The following is an 18,295-nucleotide window of genomic DNA, read 5'->3' on the forward strand; positions in this document are numbered from 1 at the left end:
GGCCGTGTTCACGGCAAGCGCTCCGCTCGAACCATCTCGACCTCCTGGCCGACCCGCACGACGTCGCCGACGATGACGATCGCCGGCGGCCGTATCCCAGCCGCGGACACGCGGTCGGCCACGGTGGAAAGCGAAGCGATGACCGCCCGCTGGGTCGGAAGGGTACCGTCCTGTACCACCATTACGGGAGTCTCCGAGGCACGTCCGTCTCGAACGAGCGCCTCGGCCACCTTCGCCAGCCGCTCGACGGCCATCAGCAGCACCAGAGTGCCCTGGGAACGGGCCAGTGCGGGCCAGTCGACGGTGGATCTGGGGTCGTCGGGCGCGACGTGCACGGAGATCACGTGGAACTCCTGGCTGACCCCCCGATGCGTCACCGGCACACCGGCCGCGGCGGGCACCGCCACGGCGCTGGTGAGGCCGGGCACCACCGTCACGGGGATGCCGGCCTCGGCGCAGGCGATCATCTCCTCGCCGCCGCGCCCGAACACGAACGAGTCGCCGCCCTTGAGCCGGACCACGAACTTGCCCTGCCGCGCGCGGTCGACGAGCAGCTCGTTGATGGTCTCCTGGGACAGCGCGCGCCCGTAGGGGACCTTGGCGGCGTCGACGAGCTCGACGTCGGGGGCCAGCTCGTCGAGCAGGGCCCGGGGCGCGAGCCGGTCGGCGACGACCACGTCGGCCTGGGCGAGGAGCTGCCGCCCGCGCACCGTGATCAGGCCGGGGTCGCCGGGGCCGCCGCCCACGAGCGCCACGCCGACGGGCTTGGTGCGGTTGCGCCGGGCGTCGACCGTGCCGTCGCGCAGCGCCTCGACCACCGCGTCCCTGATGCCGGCGGCCCGGCGCGGGTCGCCTCCCGCGGTCACGGCCACGCCGATCTCGTCGACCCGGCCGGTGGCGGGTGTCCAGGCCGCCGAGGCGTCCTTGTCGTCGGCTCGCACGCACCACACGCGCTTGGCCTCCGCCTCGGCGGCGACCGCCGTGTTGACGGACCTCTCGTCGGTGCAGGCCTGCACGAGCCAGGCCCCGTCGCAGTCGCCGACCTCGTAGGGCCGCGCGTGCCAGGTGACCCGGCCGGCGGCAATCAGATCGTCGAGCGCCGGGGTGACGCTCGGCGACACGACGGTGACCTCCGCACCGGCCTCTAGCAGCGCGGGAACTCGTCGCTGGGCGACGCGGCCGCCGCCCACGACAAGGACCCGGCGGCCGGAAAGCCGCAGGCCGAGGAGGTAGGGACCCATGGGGGGAATCTCCCGTTCGCGAAGGTTGTGTTAAGAGGTAAACCTACCGGCTCTGAATGCGTCATTTGCTGCGCATGGGTTAACGCCCGTCAAGAAGCGGTTGCCGGGGATCCCAGCGTGGCCCGCCTCCATCGTCCTCACGGCGTCTGGCCATCGCTGACAAGGCCTCAAGGATAACGCGATTCCCGAGGTAGGCGGTGATGTCGGCGTGATCGTACGGCGGAGCCACCTCCACCACCTCCATCCCGGCCACCGGCAGTTCGTAGCAGATCCGGCGGACGGAATCGAGGAGTTGCCTGGCCGACAGCCCACCGGGCTCGGGTGTTCCGGTGCCGGGCGCGTGGGCGGGATCGCACACGTCGATGTCGACGGACAGGAAGACCTGGTCGCAGTCGTCGAGCGCGATCCGGAACGACTCCGTGAGGCATTCGTCAAGCCCGCGAGTCACAATTTCGGTCATTTCATAGGAACGCATATTTTGCGCAGCCATCCAGCCCAGCGTCTCGGGCTCCGGCCAATAGCCGCGCAGCCCGATCTGCAGGAACCGGTCACCGCGGATGGCGCCGGACTCGATGAGGCGCCGCATGGGCTGGCCGTGGCCGTACAGGTGGCCGAAGGCGATGTCGCCCGTGTCGGCGTGCGCGTCGAAGTGGATCATCGAGGTGCGCCCGGCCGCGTACGCCCTGGAGGTGCCGCGCGCGTCCGGCAGCGCCACCGTGTGGTCGCCCCCGAGCACCAGCGGGATGGCCCCCGAGGAGGCGATCCGGTGCACCGCCTCCTCGATGGCCGCGATCGAGCCCTCCACGTCACCCGAGTAGCACTCGACGTCACCGGCGTCGAGCACCCGCAGGTCGCGCAGGGCGTCCACGCGCAGCGCCAGGCTGGGCCTGGAGCCGTCGTGCGGCAGGTAGCAGGCCTGGCGCAGCGCCCGGGGGCCGAAGCGCGCGCCGGGCCGGTTGGTGGTGCCGCCGTCGAACGGGGCCCCGACGATCACCACGTCGGCGTCCGCGTAGCTCTCCGGCTCGTTCACGTCGCACCGGTCCACCCCGAGAAAGGTGAGGTCGGGGCCGTACATGGCGCCATAGCGAGACACTGTGCGCACCTCCAGTGCCTCCATCATCACACGGGCTTCTCGGTCACTCCCGCCGAGTCGAAGGTGGCCACGTCGTGCATCACGCGTACGGCCGCGCACACCATCGGATGCGCGAGCAGGCCGCCGGTGCCCTCGCCGAGCCGCAGCTCCAGATCCACCAGCGGGCGCAGCCCGAGGTGCTCCAGCGCGGCGGAGTGACCGGGCTCGGCCGAGCGGTGGCCGGCCACGCAGTGGTCGGTCGTGGCGGGGTCGAGCGCGGCGGCCACGAGGGCGGCGGCCCCCGAGATGACGCCGTCGAGGATCACCGGCACGCGCGCCGCGGCGCCGTACAGGATGAAGCCGGCGATGGCGGCGTGTTCGAAGCCGCCGACGGCGGCCAGGGCGCGCAGTGCCTCGCTGGGTGAGGAGGAGGCGTCCGACAGGGTGTTCGCGCGCAGGGCCTCGCGGACGACGGCGACCTTGCGCTCGTACATCTTGTCGTCGATGCCGGTGCCCCTGCCGGTCACCTCGGCGGGGTCCTTGCCGGTGAACACGGAGATCAGCGCGGCCGAGGCGGTGGTGTTGGCGATGCCCATGTCACCGGTGATGAGGCAGCGCGCGCCCCCGGCGACCAGGTCCTTGGCCACGACGATGCCCGCCTCCAGCGCCCTGACGGCCTGGTCGACGGTCATGGCGGGGCCCCTGGACAGGTCGGCGGTGCCGTACGCGACCTTGTGCGAGACCAGGTTGGGCGCGTCGGGCAGGTCGGCGGCGACGCCCACGTCGACCACGGTCACCGACGCCCCGGCCTGGGCGGCGAAGGCGTTGGCCACCGCGCCGCCGGCCAGGAAGTTGGCGACCATCTGCACCGTCACCTCCTGCGGCCACGGCGTGACGCCGCGGGCGTGCACGCCGTGGTCGGCGGCGAAGATGGCCAGCGCCGCCGGCTCGGGCATCGGCGGCGGGCAGGCGCCGGCCGCGCCCGACAGCCGGATCGCGACATCCTCCAGCACCCCGAGCGAACCGCGGGGCTTGGTGAGCCGGTCTTGGTGGTCTCGGGCGTCGGCGAGCGCCCGCGGGTCGGCCTCGCGGATCGCGGCGAGGGTCTCAGCGAGCACGGCGTACCTCCAGTGCGCACACACTTACGGGACGAGTTGGAGCGCTTCCTCGTATCGGTCGATCACGACGTCGGCCAGGATCTCGCAGTCGCCGATCACCTCGGCGCAGCGGATGTCGAGATCGGGATGCCCGGCCCCGTACGCCAGCGCCTGCGCCCACACCCGCTCGAGCAGACCGCCCGCGAACAGCAGGTAGGGCACCACGATCACCCGCTTGGCGCCCAGCCGGCGGCAGCGTTCGAGCCCGCCGGGCACCCCGGGAGGTGTGACGGACACGAAGGCGGTCTCGACGGTCATGAAGTCGTAGGCGTGCGTCTCCCAGAACAGCCGGGAGACGCGGTGGACCTCGGCGTTGGCGGCCGCGTCGGTGGAGCCCTCGCCGACCAGCACGACCGCGGTCTCGCCCGGCTCGACGTGCGGGTGGTAGTCCTCCGAGAGCGGCGCGTCCACGGCGCGCAGCCGGGGCCTGGCGCCCACGAGTTCGAGCGCGCGCGGCTTGGACAGCTCGGCGGCGGCCTCGTTGAGCCGCTCGGCCAGCAGCGACAGCACGCGCGGGTCGGGGCCGAGGGGGCGGCCGTAGTCGTACATCAGCGTCGGGTGCCGCTGCTGTTCGAGAGCCATCGCGGCGGGGAAGTCCTCGCCCATGCGGCTGAGGCTCAGCGGCAGCGCCACGAGCCGGTGGTGCCCCCTCGCGACCAGCGAGGCGACCGAGTCGCTCAGCCGGGGTGTGGCCCGCTCCAGGTAACCACCCGACACGTCGGCGCCCGTCTGGTCGAGGCGGCAGCGCAGGCGATGTACGAACCTGCCGAACTCTGCGGCGTAGGCGTCATCCTGTGAGCCCTGCCCGATCAGCAGGAGCGGCGGCTTCATCGTGAGGGATCTCCGGTGCAGTGGACAAAGTCACGCGAGGATAACCGATGCGCACCGGTAGGGAACAGGTCACGTTGTGTGCGCGGGCGTCGCATGCACGACGAACACGGGGTCAGAGGCGGTAAGACGGTGGGAGCCGTCGGGGTCGAGCGTCAGCTTGGAGACCTGGATCTGGGTGCCCTCGCCACGGTAGCCCTGCTCGCGCAGCCGGTCCAGCACGGCCGAGACCTGCTCGACCTTGCTGAGCGCGCAGACGAGCGTGCGCGGGCCGCGCGCGGCGCAGGCGACGACCACGTCGGGCCCGCCGCCGCCCACGAACACGGCGTCGGGGTTGGGCAGCGGCTCCAGCGCCGGCGGCGCCTGTCCCCTGGTCAGAGCCACTTTAACGCCGTACGCGAGCACGTTGGCGCGCAGCTTGGCGCACCGCGCCTCGTCGCGTTCGACGGCCATGACGGCCGCGCCCATCCGCGCGCACTCGACGGCGATCTCGCCGACGCGCGCGCCCACGTCCCAGACCAGGTCGCCGAGCCGGGGCCCCAGCTTGGCCAGAATGTACGCCCGCACCTCCGCCGGGATCCCGCTCTCGAACGGCAGCGCCCACTCGGCAGGACCGGGCTTGGCCCCCGCCACCCAGCTCGGCTCCTTGGCCTGGTGCAGCGGGTCGATGACGAGCACCACGTCGGGGTCCTTCCACGGCCTGGTGGTGGCCTCGCCCATGCGGCTGTGCGTGACCCGCTCGTCGGGGCCGCCGAGGTCCTCGCACACGATCAGGGCGCGCGGGGTGGTCGGGGCCAGCTCCCTGGCGATCTCGCCCGGGCCGACGCCGGGGGCGACGATGAGCGCCACCTTGGGGTGGGCGCGGCAGGCGTTGACGACCCGGTCGAGCTGGTCGTGGCCGGACGGGGCGACGACGAGCGCGTCCTCCCAGTTGAGCCCGGCGCAGGCGAAGGCGCGGGTGACCAGCGACATGGCCGGGAGCACGTCGGGTTTGAGCCCGTGGGCCCGCAGGGTGCGTACGACGCCGAAGAAGCCGGGATCGCCCTCCGTCAGCACGACGGCGGGACCTTCGCCATGTTCGAGGTGGCCGTCGAGGGCCTCCAGCAGCGAGCCGTCGGCCACGGCCGGCGACGTGAGCTTGAGCCGCCCGAGAATGGCGTCGGGCCCCACGACGAGCCGGGCCTCGTGGAGTTTGTCCACCGCCTTGGCCGAGAGCTCGGATCCGTCCCAGCCGACCACCGTGATCATTAAGCCTCACCGTCCTCACCACAAGGGTGACGTCTGCGGAGAGGTTTCACAAAGGGTACGGGGGTCAGTCCGGTGTCCCCTCAGGCCAGGTCGGACGGGATGAGGCTGTAGACGACCAGATCCTCTCCGGTGAGCGAGGCGCGGGCGACGCCCTCGCGGACGAAGCCCGTCTTCTCCGCCACGCGCTGGGAGGCGGTGTTGGTCGTGGCCGCGCGGAGCTGGATCCGTGCGAAGCCGTGCCGCTCGAACAGCCAGCGCGCGAGCGCCGTCACGGCCTCGCCCGCGTAGCCCTTGCCGCGGGCCCAGGGGGCGGTCATGTAGCCGACCTCGGCGGTGCGGTTGGTCCAGTCGAGGTCGCGCAGGTCCACGTTGGCCACGTAGAGGCCGGTGCCCAGCTCCTCGGCCGTCCAGACGGCCCCTGCCCCTCTCATCCGCATGCGCTCGGAATGGGCGATGTATCCCCACGCCTGCTCCTCGCTGTAGCCGCGCGGCACGCCCGTGTACCTCTGGGTCAGCGGGTCGGCGGCGGTGCGCGTCAGGGGCACGACGTCCTCGGGCCCCTGGGGCCGCAGGAGCAACCGCTCGGTGCGCAGCTCGGTCTTGGGCAGGGCGGCGGTGGGCGCGCGGCTGTCCTGGCCCAGCAGGCCGAAGATGACGAGGTCGTGGGTGCCCGTCTCGTCCACGACCGCGTCCCGGAGCACGCCCTCCCAGGTGAAGCCCGCTTTGGCGGCCACGCGGAGCGAGGCGACGTTGTCCAGGTTGGCGGTCAGGTCGATCCTGCGCAGCCCCACGGTGTCGAGCGCCCAGGCCGTCAGCCCGCGTACGGCCTCGGTGGCGAAGCCGCGGCCCCGGTAGAGCGGGTGGACGCCGTAGCCGACCTCGGTCGTGCCCGTGGTCCACGAGGTCTTGAACAGGCTGATGGCGCCCACGATGAGCCCTTCGGCGTCGGTCATGGCCAGGTGGAGGCCCTGCCCCGAGCGGCGCAGCTCGTGCACGCCGTGGGACAGCCACCGGGCGACGCCCGAGACCTTGACCGGGGCGCCGGGCGGCAGGAACCGGACACCGGACTTGACGATGGAGCGGATCCTTTCGGCGTCCTGGGGGCCGAAGGGCCGCAGCGTCAGCCGGGTGGTGGTGATGCTCACATCAGGGTCGAACACGCTCGGCAGGGTACACATCCGCGATGTTTGCCCACGAAAGCGGGGGTAGGGCGCATTTGAGGGGAGTGGGAACTATGGAACGTGGGAGCGACAAGCATAATCCGCGACTGGACGACCAGCAGAAGCACGAGACCGAGGGCATGATCCGCGGCGGCGGCCCCACGCACGTCGAAGAGTGGAAGGAGCCCGAGGCACTGCCGGCGTCCGGTGAGGAGTATCTGCGGTCGTACCCACCGGGACACGCGCCCGGCACCCCTGACGGCATCACGCCTCAGGGTGTCGCCGTTCGCAGCGACCTCGCCAAGTGGCTGAGCGACGCCCACTGGCCCGCGTCCAAGGACGACCTGGAGCGGCACGCCGAGCGGGCGGACGCGCCGGACGCGGTGGCCGACCTGGTCGCGTCCCTGCCCGACCGCCGCTTCAGGAACGTGGCGGAGGTGGCCAAGGCCCTCGGGCTCGGCATGGAGAAGGGGAGGTGGTGAACGGTGCGGCTCGACTTCATCCGGCCCCTGTACGAGCGGCATGGCCCGTACGCGTCGGTGTACGTGGGCGCCCTCACCGGGCCCGAACGTGAGACCCACTGGCACAGCATGCGCGACCGGCTCGCGGACCAGGCCGACAAGGCCACGCTGGACGCCCTGGACGAGGCGGCCCTGGCGCCGGCGGCCGGGCGGGCGCTGTTCGCCGCGCACGGCGACGTGGCCCTGGCCGAGTCGCTGGCCGAGGCGCCGCACGAGCTCGTCTCCTGGTCGCCGCTGCCGCATCTCACGCCCATGCTCATGGCCCGCGGAGAGAACGTCCCGCACATCCGGGTCATCGTCGACCACGCCGGGGCCGAGGTGACGGTGTTCGGCGGCGGGTCGCCGCGCAGGGCCATCGTGCACGCCGACACCTGGCCGCTGCAGAAGACCGCGCAGGGCGGCTGGTCGCAGAAACGCTACGAGCGCGCGGTCGAGGAGACCTGGGAGCAGAACGCGGTCGCCGTCGCCCACGAGATCGACGAACAGGTCCGCCGCATCGGCGCCGAGCTGGTCCTGGTGGCCGGTGAGCCGAAGTCGCGCTCGTACCTGCTGCATCATCTCGGCACCAAGTCCGCGGACCGGGTGCTGATGGTCGAGCACGGCAGCCGCTCCGACCACGGCCAGTTCGAGAAGGACGTGGAGAAGGCGCTCGACGACTGGATCGAGCGCCGGCGCGCCGAGCTGCGGGAGCGGCACGCGGAGACCGGCGGCCCCGTCGGGGTGGCCGCCGTCGCCCACGCCCTGCGCGAGGGCAGGGTGCACGCGGTGCTCACGCCCGGCGAGCTGCCACGCCGGATCTGGATCGGCGGCGGCGGCACCCAGCTCGCCACCGACGCGGGCGAGCTGCGCCGCTGGGGCGTGGACGAGCCGATCCAGGAGCGCGCCGACTCCGCCCTGGCCAGGGCCGCCGCGATGACGGACGCCGAGCTGTGGTTCAACGGCGACGTGCCCGACGTGGCGGCCGTGCTCAGGTACTGATGATCACCTCGAGGGTTCTGGGGCCGTGCACGCCCTCGACCCGGTTCAGCTCGATGTCGCTGGTGGCGGAGGGGCCGCTGATCCAGGTGAGCGGGCGGGCCGGGTCGAGCCTGGCGACGGCCTCGGGGACGCCGGCCACGATCTGGGCCGCCCGCACCACGCACAGGTGGTAGTCGGGGACCAGGGTCTGCGCCCTGGTGCCCTGGCCGGGGCCGTGGTCGAGGACGATCGTGCCGGTCTCCGCGATGCCCACGGCGCAGTACGTCACCACGCCGTCGGCCGTCCTCAGGTCGTCCCAGCCGCCCTCGCGGTCGAAGCCGTCGGGCACGATCACACGGCGCTCGCCCAGGCATTCGTCGATCTTGCCGGGGACCTCCGCCTCCGGGACCACGTGCACGATGGCCCGGTAGTCGTCGACCCGCTCGGCGAACAGGCCCACGAGGTCGTCGGCCGGCCGCCCCGCCCGGTAGTGCCGGGGGATCTCGACGTCCGCCACGCCGGCGACCGCCTTGCCGATCCTGGCGAGGATCTCCTCACGCGCGCTCATTCCGCTCCCACCAGTCTCTGAAGCTCTCTTCCGGAATGTCGGGCAGGTCCCGGGTGTCGGTCCAGGCCGACAGCGGACCGGGCAGCCGCCTCGGGACCAGCTTGCGGACGCGGGAGGCGGCGCGCTGGGCCTTGGCCAGCCGCTCGTGGTCGTTGAGTATCCAGCCCGCGACCTTCATGCCGGCCCGCTCGGCCGCCGCGTGCGGGGCCTTGGCCCGCAGGTCCACCAGGACCTCGGGGATGTCGATCGCCACCGGGCAGACCTCGTAGCAGGCGCCGCAGAGGCTGGAGGCGTACGGCAGCGAGGCGTCCAGCTCGGAGGACATGCCCCTGAGCTGCGGGGTCAGGATGGCGCCGATGGGGCCGGGGTAGACCGAGCCGTAGGCGTGGCCGCCCGTGCGCTCGTACACGGGGCAGACGTTCAGGCAGGCCGAGCAGCGGATGCAGCGCAGCGCCTGGCGGCCCACCTCGTCGGCGAGCACGTCGGTGCGGCCGTTGTCGAGCAGCACCAGGTGGAAGTCCTGGCCCTCGACGGCGCCCGTCCACATGCTCGTGTACGGATTCATCCGCTCGCCCGTGGAGCTTCTCGGCAGAAGCTGGAGGAACACCTCCAGATCCCGCCAGGAGGGCAGGAGCTTCTCGATCCCGACGACGCTGATGAGCGTCTGGGGCAGGGTCAGGCACATGCGGCCGTTGCCCTCCGACTCCAGCACCACCAGCGTACCGGTCTCGGCCACCATGAAGTTGGCGCCGGAGATCGCGACCTTGCTCCGCAGGAAGCGTTCGCGCAGGTGCAGCCGGGCCGCGTCGGCGAGCGCGGGTGGGTCGTCGGTCAGGCCCTCGGGCACCTTGGGCATCTTCTCGAGGAAGATCTCGCGGATCTCCGACCGGTTGCGGTGGATCGCGGGGACCAGGATGTGGCTCGGGAAGTCGTCGCCGAGCTGCACGATCAGCTCGGCCAGGTCGGTCTCGTACGCGGCGATGCCGTGCTCGGCCAGCGCCTGGTTGAGCTCGATCTCCTGGGTGGCCATCGACTTGACCTTGACCACCTCGGTCTCGCCGGTGGCCTGGACCAGCTCCGTGACGATGCGGTTGGCCTCCGCGGCGTCCCTGGCCCAGTGGACGGTGCCGCCCGCCCGCGTCACGGCCTCCTCGAGCTGGACCAGGTAGCGGTCGAGGTTGCGGAGGGTGTGGTCCTTGATCGCCTTCCCGGCCGCGCGGAGCTCCTGCCAGTCGGGCAGCTCGCCGACGACGCCCGCGCGCTTGCCGCGAATGGTGTGGGTGGCCTTGCGGAGGTTGTAGCGAAGCTGAGAGTTCTGTACGGCTTCCCGGGCGTTCTCTGGGAAATTTCCGGGCATGCCGAGGAATGTTCCGCTCATTGGGCCTCCTCCGTGGCCGCGAGGATCTCGGCCAGGTGCATCGTCCTGACCCCCGTACGCTGGCGGTTCAGTGTGCCGCCGATGTGCATCAGGCAGGAGTTGTCGGCCGCGCAGAGCACCTCGGCGCCGGTGTCCATGACGCTGCGGGTCTTGTCGGCGCCCATCGCCGCCGAGACCGCCGGGTTCTTGACCGCGAACGTGCCGCCGAAGCCGCAGCACTCCTCCGCCCCCGGCAGCGGCACCAGCTCCAGCCCGCGCACGTTCCGCAGCAGCCGGGTGGGCCGGTCGCCCAGGTGGAGGCCGCGCAGCGAGTGGCAGGTCGGGTGGTAGGTCACCTTGTGCGGGAAGTACGCCCCCACGTCCTCGACCTTCAGGACGTCGATGAGGAACTCCGACAGCTCGTGCACCCTCGGCGTGAGCTCGGCGATCGCCGCCGCTCCCTTGCTGCCCGGCTTGGCCAGCCTCGGGTACTGCTCGCGCACCATGGCCGCGCACGACCCCGACGGCGCGACGACCGCGTCGTAGCCGGCGAACACCTCGGTGAAGTGCCTGGCCAGCCGGGTGCCCTCGGCCTTGTAGCCGGTGTTGACGTGCATCTGGCCGCAGCACGTCTGGGCGGCCGGGAAGTCCACGTCGCAGCCGAGCCTGCGCAGGAGCGACACCACGGCCTTGCCGGTGCCGGGGAAGAGCGTGTCGTTCACGCAGGTGATGAACAGGGCGACTCGCACGGCACTCCCTTCGCTATATGGTCTGACCACAGTATGGTCAGACCATAGCGGACCACAAGGAGGCCTCGTTGGACGGCACCGGCTGGCGTCCCGTCAAGCGGACGCGGACGTTCGAGGACGTGCTCGCCCAGATCGAGCGGCGCATCGCCGAGGACGGCCTGACCGTGGGCGACCGGCTGCCCGCCGAACGCCAGCTCGCCGAGCAGCTCGGCGTCAGCCGCTCGTCGGTGCGCGAGGCCATGCGCGTACTGGAGACGCTCGGCGTGGTCTCCTCGCAGGTGGGCCGGGGCCCCGACGCGGGCGCGGTGCTCACCTCGCGCCCCGACAGCGCGCTGACCGACCTGCTCAGGCTGCACCTCGGCCTGGCCAGCCTGGAGATGCGCGAGGTCATCGACACCCGGCACATGATCGAGCAGTGGGCCGCCGCGACCGCCGCCTCGGCGCGCGCCGACACCGCCGACCTCGCCGCCGCGCTCGCCGGGATGGACGCGGCGGGCTCGGCCGAGGAGTTCGTGGAGCACGACACGGCCTTTCACTGCGCGCTCGCGGAGGCCTCGGGCAACCGGCTCATCGCCGCGATCATGAGGTCACTGCGCGACTCGATGCGGCGCTACTCGGTCGAGGCCGTGCAGCGCCTGGGCGACACCTCGGTGCTGCGCGCGGACCACGTGCGCATCCTCGCGGCCGTCGACGCCGGTGACCCCGGAGCGGCGGCCACGGCGGTCTCGGAGCATCTGGCGCACGCGTACCCGTCGCTGTTCGGTCACTGACGGGCGTCGGCCTCCCGGCAGGTCGCGCCCGAGCAGGCCACCATCGCCGCCAGGCGCCCGTCGAGGCTCGCCAGCAGCGCGGGGTCGGCGCTCCCGGCCAGGTTGCGCAACTGGTAGGGGTCGGCGAGCAGGTCGTAGAGCTGCCGCTCCCCCGTCTCGTAACGCACGTAGGTGTACTGCTCGGTGCGCAGCGCCTGGTAGGCGGGCACGGGTGTCTGGGCGGCCGAGGCCCTGTTGGCCGGCCTGGTGAACTCGACCAGCGCATTCCTGCGCCACTGCGCCGGTAGGGTGCCCTTCAGCAGCGGCGCCAGCGACCGGCCCTCCGCGAACGGCGGCGCCGTGGCCCCGCCCAGCGCGGCGAACGTGGTGGCCAGGTCGACGGTGGCGCCCATATGGGTGATCGTGGAGCCGGCCTTGACCCCGGGACCGCGCACGACGAGGGGCACCTTGATCGCCTCCTCGAACGGCGTGGTCTTGCCCTGCTTGAGCCGGTGGGTGCCGAGATGGAAGCCGTTGTCCGAGGTGAAGAAGATGTAGGTGTTGTCGAGCTCGCCCGCCTCCGACAGGGCCGCCACCACGGCCCCGACCAGGTCGTCCACGCCGAGCGCGGCCCGCAGCCTGGCGCGGTGGCGCTCGTCGATCTCGTCGATGTCCGGCGGTGACAGCGGCGGCCTCATGCGCAGCCAGAGCGGCTCCGCGCTGACGTCGGGCTGGTCGAACGACGGGGTGCGCGGCGCAGTGACGTCCTGGAAGGCGCCGGCGTGCCGGTAGGCGGGGTTGGCCGGGTTGTGCGGGCCGACCGGGGCCAGATAGAGGAAGAACGGCTCCTGGGAACCGGCGATGAAGTCGCGGGCCTTGCCGGCCAGCACGTCGGACAGGTAGTCGGGCTCGGCCCAGCCATAGTCGCGCAGGCCGCCGTTCTCGTTGAGGCGGTAGCCGTACTCCTCGTAGAGGCCGCGTACGGGCACGTCCCACTCGTTCCAGCCGGGCGGCACGAAGGTCTCCTCGGCCGTCTCGCCCGGATAGTGGTTGAGGAACTTGCCCATCAGCCCCGTGCGGTAGCCGGCCGTCTGCATCCAGGTGCCGATCGTGGAACGTTCCAGAGCGAGGGAGTGAAAGCGATCGAATCCGCCTTCGGGGGCGGTGTTGGTCATCACGCCATGGCTGTGGACGTACTGGGAGCGCAGGATCGACGCCCTGGACGGGCAGCACCAGGAGTTCGTCACGAAGAACCGGTCGAACGAGGCGCCCTGCCGCACGAGGTGCTGTGTGATGTTCGGGAAATACGGCAGCACCCCCGCCTCGAGGTCGTCGGCCATGATGAGCACGATGTTCGGCCGGGCGTCACCCTCGGCCATCGTGGGTTCGGCCGCCGGCAGGAGAAGCAGCAGGCAGGCGAGACGACAGAGACCTTTGAGCACAGAGTCCCAGTACCCCGAAAAGGGGCCTCCATTGACACTTGCGGCAATCACCAGGAGTAATAGAACTTAATTCCGGAGGTGTTTCATGAAGCTCGGCTTGAATCTCGGCTACTGGCAGCGCAACGCGGACGACGCGACCGAATCGGTGCTGGCGGCCGAGCGGCTCGGCTATGACTCGGTGTGGACGGCGGAGGCGTACGGGAGCGACGTCTTCACCCCCCTGGCCTGGTACGGCGCCCGCACCACCCGCATCAAGCTGGGCACCTCGATCGCCCAGATCTCCGCCAGACCGCCGGTCACGACGGCGATGACCGCCATGACCCTCGACCACCTCACCGGCGGCCGGCTGCTGCTCGGCGTGGGCGCCTCGGGCCCACAGGTCGTCGAGGGCTGGTACGGCCAGCCGTTCGCCAGACCGCTGGCCAGGACCCGCGAGTACGTCGACATCATGCGCAAGGTGTGGCGCCGCGAGGAGCCGGTCACCGGCGAGGGCCCGCACTACCCGCTCCCCCTGGCGGGCGGCCTGGGCAAACCGCTCAAGCTCATCACACATCCGCTCCGCCCGGACATCCCCGTCTATCTCGGCGCGGAGGGCCCCAAGAACGTCGCCCTGGCCGCCGAGATCGGCCAGGGCTGGCTGCCGCTGTTCGCGTTCCCCTCCAAGATCGAGGAGATGTACGGCGAGTCGCTCGCGGACGCCCCCGCGGGCTTCGACGTGGCCGCCATGGTGATGGTGGTGATCTCCGACGACGTCCGGGCCGCGCTGGACGGCGTGAAGATGATGCTCACCCTCTACATCGGCGGCATGGGCGCCAAGCAGCGCAACTTCCACGCCGACATCATCGGCAGGATGGGCTTCGCCGACGCCGCCGAGCACATCCAGGCGCTCTACCTGGCCGGGCGCAAGGACGAGGCGTTCCGGGCGATCCCGGACGAGCTGGCCGACGGCATCTCGCTCGTCGGCCCGCCCGGCCGGATCAAGGAACGCCTCGAGCCGTGGCACAAGAGCCCGGTCACGAGCCTGCTGGTCATGGGGCCGCGCGACGAGCCGTCACTCAAGCTCGTGCGCGACCTCGTCCTCGGTTAGCCACGGCTGGCCCCAGTTGGTCACGGCTGGTCACCGCGCTCCGGGTCAGTCGGGGCGCGGCGCCGGGTCGGCGGTGACCGACCGCAGCAGCGGGCGGCTGAGCGCGCCGGCCCCGATCACCCCGGCGAAGCCCGCGACCACGCAGCCCGCCAGGGTGAAGGCGCCGACCGCGTTCATGCCGCCGATCATGAACGGCACCGCGCAGAACACGCCCACCAGGATCGCCCCGCCGCCCATCACGGCCAGCGGGATGAGCGTCTCCGCCCGGCGGGCCCGGTCGAGCACCTCCAGCGGCGTGCCCGCCAGGCGCAGCAGCCCGTAGGTCTGCCGCCGGTCCAGGATCGACGACGTCGCGGTGATGCCCGAGCTGGCGATGGCCACCAGGAACGACACCGACAGCACGACGAGCGTGCCCACCCGCACGTCGGCGAGGAGCTGGTCGCCGAAGCGGCGGTCGTCGGTCTCCGTCGTCGGCGTACGGCCCGGGACGAGCCCCGCGAGCGCGGTGCGGGCCCGGTCGAGGGTGGCCTCGCCGGCGTCGCTGCCCAAGGCCGCGACCACGACGTTCTTCGCGGGCTTCACGGTGGCCGTCACCCCCGCCTCCCGCAGCCGTGCGCGGGCCTGCTCCGCCACCGCCGCCACCTGCCCGGCGGGCGCGGTGACGCGCAGTTGCGGCGGCCCGGCGGCCCCCTCGTCGAACGCGGCCGGGCTGAGCAGCCCGAGGAAGCCCGCCACGAAGCCGGTCAGCGCCACGCCGCTCACCGTGCGCCAGGCCGAGCGCGGGTCGTCGACCAGCCTGCGGCCCGCGAGCAGCCGGGCGGGGCCGCGCGCGGTGCCCGCGGTGATCCGGCCGATCAGGCCGACCACCCAGGGGCCCGCCAGGTTGACGCAGAGGAAGGCCAGGGCCAGCGCCACCGCGATGATCGCGACGCTGGTGCCCCTGGTCAGCATGGGGAACGCGGCCAGCACCGCCAGCAGGGCGATCACGCGGACGAACCGCATGGCGGGCGGCGTCTCCCGCTTGGCCACGCCGAGCGGGCTCACCACGACCCGCCGCAGCCCGGCCACCGCCGACAGCCCCACCAGCACCGGCACCGCGAGCAGCACCGCCACCAGCGCCGGCGGGCCGGGGAACAGGTCGGCGGTGAACCACGGGCCGCCCTGCATCTCGATCCCGGCCAGCAGCGGCACGGCCAGGGCGTAGGCGGCGGCCCCCGTGAGCGCTCCGGCGAACGCCACGATCACCGCCTCCGCCACCGTCATGCCCACCACCTGGCCCGGCGTCGCCCCGATCAGCCGCAGCGCGGCCAGCCGCTGGTCGCGCCTGGCCACCGTGAGCCTGGCCGCCGCGCCGCCGAAGACCAGCAGCGGCACCACCATGAGCACGCTCGCGATGAGCGTGAGCACCCGGTACGCCTCCGCGTCCTCGTTCGGCGTGCCCGCCAGGCTCGAGACCTTGGTGGGCGGCTTGGCGATGACCCAGTCGTCGCCGCGGGCGGCGGTCATCGCCGGGGAGCCCGGCTCGTGGCCGACGACCGCGACCAGCTCGTCAGGGTGGACGAGCGCCTCGTCGCCGAGCACGCCCCGCCGGTTCGGGTAGCGGTCGGCGAGCTGCCCTGCGGGCAGTTCCTCGGCCAGCGCGGCCAGCGCGGGTGACAGCCACACCTCGCCCGGCGCGGGGAACCTGGGCATGCCGGGCGGCGCGGGCGCCTTGCCCAGCGCCGCCAGGTCGACGACGGTGATGGCCTGGCCGCGTACGTAGTCGTAGCGGGACGCCTCGACCGCCACCGCCCCGGACGTCGCCGCGACCGGGTTGCGCCAGGCCCCTCGCTCGGCCCTGGCCTGGAAGGCCGAGTTCGCGGCCACGGCGAACAGCAGCAGCGCCGTGGACACCGCCACGGCGCCCAGCGTGAGCCAGGTGCCGAGCATCCCCCTGCGACCGCCGCCCTTGAGCAGCCGCCAGGTCAGGTCCAGGTTCACGCCCGCACCCCGCTCTCGATGAGCCGGCCGTCGCGGACCTCGACCGTGCGGTCGCACCAGGCGGCCACGTTCGGGTCGTGGGTGACCACGATCAGGGACGCGTCGTTGTGCTTGGTCGCCTCGACCAGCAGCCGCATCGTGTCCTGCCCGGTCTGCTGGTCGAGCGCCCCCGTGGGCTCGTCGGCGAAGACCACGGCCGGCCGGCTCACCAGCGCCCTGGCGATGGCCACCCGCTGCGCCTGGCCGCCGGACAGCTCCCCCGGCCGCCGGGATTCCATGGAGTGCAGGCCGAGGGGCGCGAACCACTCGCGCGCCTGGCGTACGGCCTGGATCCTCGGCACGCCGCCCAGCATCAGCGGGAGCGCCACGTTCTCCTCCGCGGGCAGCTCGGGCAGGAGCTGGCCGAACTGGAAGACGAAGCCGAAGCGGGTGCGGCGCAGGGCGCTGCGCTGCCGCTCGCCCATCGCGTCGATGCGCTGACCGAGCAGGTGCACCTCACCGCCGTCCGGCTTCATGATCCCGGCCAGGCAGTGCAGCAGGGTCGACTTGCCGGAACCGCTCGGCCCCATGATCGCCACGGCTTCGCCGGCTCGTACCGTGATGTCCACGCCGCCGAGGGCGACCGTCTGCCCGAACCTCTTGACCAGGGCCCGTCCAACAAGCACGTCGTTCATGCGTCTCAGCCTGGCCTGGGGCGGGTGTGCCGGGGATCGGCCGTGCGTCCATATCCGCCTCGGCCGAACGGCCGATCCCTAGAGTTGGGACCGTGACTATTCGGGTTCTCATCGCCGACGACCAGCATCTGGTACGTACCGGCTTCCAGATGATTTTGGACGCTCAACCGGACATGGAGGTCGTCGCCGCTGTCTCCGACGGGGCCGAGGCCGTGGCGGAGGCCAGGCGGCTGCGGCCCGACGTCTGCCTGCTCGACATCAGGATGCCCAAGCTCGACGGGCTGGAGGTGACCCGGGCGCTGGCCGGCCCCGGCGTGGACAACCCGCTGCGGGTGGTCATCGTCACCACGTTCGACCTGGACGAGTACGTCTACGGAGCCCTGCGCTCCGGCGCCACCGGGTTCCTGCTCAAGGACAGCGGCCCCACGCTGCTGATCGAGGCGGTCAGGGCCGCCTCGGTGGGCGACGCGCTGGTGTCGCCGTCGGTGACCGTACGGCTACTGCAGCACCTGACCCAGCCCCGGCGGGCCGCGCTCCCGGCGAACGACCCGCTGACCGACCGCGAGCTCGACGTCGTGCGCCTGGTGGCCAGGGGGCGGACGAACCAGGAGGTGGCCGCGGAGCTGTTCGTCTCGCTTTCCACCGTGAAGACGCATCTGGGCAGCATCATGGCCAAGCTCGGTGTCCGCAATCGAGTTGGAATCGCAGCTTGGGCGTGGGAATCCGGCGTGGTGAGCTGATTAACAGCGGGGCTCCCGGGATACAAGTGAAGCAGAACCTCAGCGCATGGCCCGGGGGGAGAACAACGTGCGCTACACCCAGGCATCGCCGGCGAGAGCCGCCTCTGCCGTTCAGCTGACGCTTGCCGCCCAGGTCCTCTCCCTCGGCGCCCTCGTGATCTTCGAAGAGCTCCGCGGCCGGCGGCTCGCCGCCCAGCTCGCCTCCTTCGGCGGCCGTCCTCAGGGCGCCGACGCGGAGGCGGTGGTGGGCGCGGTGACGACGTTCGCGGTGCTGATGATGCTGGTGGCGGGCACCTCGGTGGCCGCCGCGGCGGCCTACGTGACGTGGCTGGTGCGGGCCAGGCAGGCCAACGACCGCTCGGCCGCGACCGGTCCGGTGGCGGCCGCCTGGCTGATCCCCGTGGTCAACCTGGTGGCGCCCGTGGTGCTGGTCGACGAGGTGTGGCGCGGCACCCGGCCGCCTGCGGGGCGCCGGGCGCGGTGGCTGGCGCTGCTGACCGGGTGGTGGCTGAGCTGGCTGGCCACGCTCGCGCTGGTCACGGTCCGGCTGCCGCTCGACTCCTCGGCCAGCGAGCTGACCGGGGTGGGGACGTTGGAGCTGACCTGCGCGGCGGTGGCGGCGGTGCTGTGCGCGAGCACGGTGCGCGAGCTGACCCGCCTGCAGCGGGCCGCCCGGCCTGCCGAGATCGGCACCGTCCACACCTTCTCCCCGCAGTCGCCCCACCCGACGGCGCGGCCCGAGCACCAGTTCTGACCTGCTTTCTC

General features: G+C 72.3%; 18 protein-coding genes. 6 read left to right on the forward strand and 12 right to left on the reverse strand.

Annotated elements, in window-relative coordinates; all coding sequences use genetic code 11:
• Positions 1-8: 8 nt before the first annotated feature.
• From cobA to AB0I15_RS24105, 6 genes are all read right to left on the reverse strand, one after another.
• On the reverse strand, positions 9-1,241 hold the full coding sequence (gene cobA, locus AB0I15_RS24080; RefSeq protein WP_358099433.1) for a uroporphyrinogen-III C-methyltransferase: 1,233 nt from the start codon (positions 1,239-1,241) through the stop codon (positions 9-11).
• A 79-nt stretch (positions 1,242-1,320) separates the two neighbouring features.
• Positions 1,321-2,343 carry an agmatinase gene (gene speB / locus AB0I15_RS24085; RefSeq protein ID WP_358099435.1) on the reverse strand — a complete coding sequence of 341 codons (1,023 nt, stop codon included), beginning with the start codon at positions 2,341-2,343 and terminating at the stop codon, positions 1,321-1,323.
• A 17-nt stretch (positions 2,344-2,360) separates the two neighbouring features.
• The gene (gene cobT, locus AB0I15_RS24090) at positions 2,361-3,431 is read right to left on the reverse strand and encodes a nicotinate-nucleotide--dimethylbenzimidazole phosphoribosyltransferase (protein WP_358099436.1); all 1,071 of its coding nucleotides are present in this window, start codon (positions 3,429-3,431) and stop codon (positions 2,361-2,363) included.
• A 24-nt stretch (positions 3,432-3,455) separates the two neighbouring features.
• Positions 3,456-4,301 carry a sirohydrochlorin chelatase gene (locus AB0I15_RS24095; protein ID WP_358099437.1) on the reverse strand — a complete coding sequence of 282 codons (846 nt, stop codon included), beginning with the start codon at positions 4,299-4,301 and terminating at the stop codon, positions 3,456-3,458.
• 69 nt (positions 4,302-4,370) lie between these two features.
• Entirely contained in the window at positions 4,371-5,546 is a 1,176-nt protein-coding gene (locus tag AB0I15_RS24100) for an SAM-dependent methyltransferase (protein WP_358099440.1), read from the reverse strand.
• A gap of 80 nt (positions 5,547-5,626) precedes the next feature.
• Positions 5,627-6,706, reverse strand: a complete 1,080-nt coding sequence (locus AB0I15_RS24105) for a GNAT family N-acetyltransferase (protein WP_358099442.1) — start codon at positions 6,704-6,706, stop codon at positions 5,627-5,629.
• Between the two features lie 74 nt (positions 6,707-6,780).
• Here AB0I15_RS24105 and AB0I15_RS24110 point away from each other — a divergent pair, with 74 nt between their 5' ends.
• Both AB0I15_RS24110 and AB0I15_RS24115 read left to right on the forward strand, forming a co-directional pair.
• Positions 6,781-7,188: a DUF2795 domain-containing protein gene (locus AB0I15_RS24110; protein ID WP_358099445.1), complete on the forward strand. Its 408-nt coding sequence runs from the start codon at positions 6,781-6,783 to the stop codon at positions 7,186-7,188.
• Positions 7,189-7,191: 3 nt separating this feature from the next.
• A complete protein-coding gene (locus tag AB0I15_RS24115; RefSeq protein WP_358099447.1) occupies positions 7,192-8,205 on the forward strand; it encodes a Vms1/Ankzf1 family peptidyl-tRNA hydrolase in 1,014 nt (337 codons plus the stop codon).
• Here the strand turns inward: AB0I15_RS24115 and AB0I15_RS24120 are convergent.
• From AB0I15_RS24120 to AB0I15_RS24130, 3 genes are read right to left on the reverse strand one after another with little or no spacing between them, the layout of a single operon-like run.
• Positions 8,195-8,752: a lactate utilization protein C gene (locus AB0I15_RS24120; protein WP_358099450.1), complete on the reverse strand. Its 558-nt coding sequence runs from the start codon at positions 8,750-8,752 to the stop codon at positions 8,195-8,197. The two genes, AB0I15_RS24115 and AB0I15_RS24120, sit on opposite strands and share 11 nt — an antisense overlap.
• Positions 8,739-10,130: a lactate utilization protein B gene (locus AB0I15_RS24125; RefSeq protein WP_358099453.1), complete on the reverse strand. Its 1,392-nt coding sequence runs from the start codon at positions 10,128-10,130 to the stop codon at positions 8,739-8,741. The genes AB0I15_RS24120 and AB0I15_RS24125 overlap by 14 nt, the downstream gene beginning before the upstream one ends.
• A complete protein-coding gene (locus AB0I15_RS24130; protein WP_358099455.1) occupies positions 10,127-10,858 on the reverse strand; it encodes a (Fe-S)-binding protein in 732 nt (243 codons plus the stop codon). The genes AB0I15_RS24125 and AB0I15_RS24130 overlap by 4 nt, the downstream gene beginning before the upstream one ends.
• Positions 10,859-10,926: 68 nt before the next feature.
• Between AB0I15_RS24130 and AB0I15_RS24135 the strand changes: the two genes are divergently transcribed.
• Positions 10,927-11,628 (forward strand): FCD domain-containing protein, encoded by a 702-nt coding sequence (locus AB0I15_RS24135; protein WP_358099458.1) that lies wholly within the window; start codon positions 10,927-10,929, stop codon positions 11,626-11,628.
• Here the strand turns inward: AB0I15_RS24135 and AB0I15_RS24140 are convergent.
• Positions 11,622-13,049, reverse strand: a complete 1,428-nt coding sequence (locus AB0I15_RS24140; RefSeq protein ID WP_358099461.1) for a sulfatase — start codon at positions 13,047-13,049, stop codon at positions 11,622-11,624. The two genes, AB0I15_RS24135 and AB0I15_RS24140, sit on opposite strands and share 7 nt — an antisense overlap.
• An 85-nt stretch (positions 13,050-13,134) precedes the next feature.
• Between AB0I15_RS24140 and AB0I15_RS24145 the strand changes: the two genes are divergently transcribed.
• Positions 13,135-14,136, forward strand: coding sequence for an LLM class F420-dependent oxidoreductase (locus AB0I15_RS24145; protein WP_358099464.1), 1,002 nt, complete (start codon positions 13,135-13,137; stop codon positions 14,134-14,136).
• A gap of 45 nt (positions 14,137-14,181) precedes the next feature.
• Here the strand turns inward: AB0I15_RS24145 and AB0I15_RS24150 are convergent, their stop codons facing one another.
• Both AB0I15_RS24150 and AB0I15_RS24155 read right to left on the reverse strand, forming a co-directional pair.
• Positions 14,182-16,116 carry an ABC transporter permease gene (locus AB0I15_RS24150; RefSeq protein WP_358099467.1) on the reverse strand — a complete coding sequence of 645 codons (1,935 nt, stop codon included), beginning with the start codon at positions 16,114-16,116 and terminating at the stop codon, positions 14,182-14,184.
• Entirely contained in the window at positions 16,113-16,790 is a 678-nt protein-coding gene (locus tag AB0I15_RS24155; RefSeq protein WP_358099470.1) for an ABC transporter ATP-binding protein, read from the reverse strand. The genes AB0I15_RS24150 and AB0I15_RS24155 overlap by 4 nt, the downstream gene beginning before the upstream one ends.
• A 92-nt stretch (positions 16,791-16,882) precedes the next feature.
• On the opposite strand from AB0I15_RS24155, the gene AB0I15_RS24160 reads away from it, so the two are divergent.
• Together AB0I15_RS24160 and AB0I15_RS24165 are read left to right on the forward strand one after the other, a co-directional pair.
• Positions 16,883-17,530: a response regulator transcription factor gene (locus AB0I15_RS24160; RefSeq protein WP_358099473.1), complete on the forward strand. Its 648-nt coding sequence runs from the start codon at positions 16,883-16,885 to the stop codon at positions 17,528-17,530.
• Positions 17,531-17,576: 46 nt separating this feature from the next.
• On the forward strand, positions 17,577-18,284 hold the full coding sequence (locus AB0I15_RS24165; protein ID WP_358099475.1) for a DUF4328 domain-containing protein: 708 nt from the start codon (positions 17,577-17,579) through the stop codon (positions 18,282-18,284).
• Positions 18,285-18,295 lie beyond the last annotated feature (11 nt).

Origin of the sequence: Nonomuraea sp. NPDC050643 (genome assembly GCF_040654715.1) — a bacterium.
GTDB lineage: Bacteria > Actinomycetota > Actinomycetes > Streptosporangiales > Streptosporangiaceae > Nonomuraea.